Origin of the sequence: Asticcacaulis sp. AC466 (assembly GCF_000495815.1) — a bacterium.
Taxonomy (GTDB): domain Bacteria; phylum Pseudomonadota; class Alphaproteobacteria; order Caulobacterales; family Caulobacteraceae; genus Asticcacaulis.
The window spans coordinates 1-585 of the sequence record NZ_AWGE01000054.1 but is presented as its reverse complement, the minus strand read 5'-3'; the positions used below and the strand labels follow the sequence as shown (position 1 = coordinate 585).

The window sequence follows — 585 nt, the reverse complement described above, 5'->3', positions numbered from 1 at the left end:
CAAGACGTGCTGACCGACTGCTAAGGCAGTCACACCCGATAAAACCGAACAAAAACAGGAAGAAAAATGCGCAAGCAAACTCGTTTTAAATTTAATGCGTTTATGTCTCGCCTCGCCGAACTGAATGGCGTAGCAACCGGCGATCTGGATAAAAAATTCAGCGTTGAGCCGTCCGTCACGCAAACCATCATGACCCGCGTACAGGATTCCTCCACGTTCCTGACCCGTATTAATATCCTGCCGGTTAAGGAAATGAAGGGAGAGAAAGTCGGTTTAGGTGTGAGCGGCTCCATCGCCAGCACCACCGACACCGCCGGCGGCGATGAGCGCGAAACGGCCGACTTTGCCACGCTGGACACTGATGACTATTTCTGCCAGCAGGTGAACTACGATTTCCACATCCGCTACAACACTCTCGACTTGTGGGCGCGTTATCAGGATTTCCAGACCCGCTTACGCGATGCGATTGTGAAACGTCAGGCGCTCGACCGCATCATGATCGGCTTTAACGGTACGCACCGCGCCAAAACCTCCAACCGCGTCAAGTTCCCGCTGCTGCAGGACATTGCGCCGGGCTGGTTGCAG

The 585-nt window shown here is 54.2% G+C and carries 1 protein-coding gene; it reads left to right on the top strand.

The features are described 5' to 3' along the window. Nucleotides 1-66 precede the first annotated feature (66 nt). The coding region (locus AEAC466_RS43465) for a P2 family phage major capsid protein (RefSeq protein ID WP_023460305.1) at nt 67-585 on the top strand (519 nt) is incomplete at its 3' end.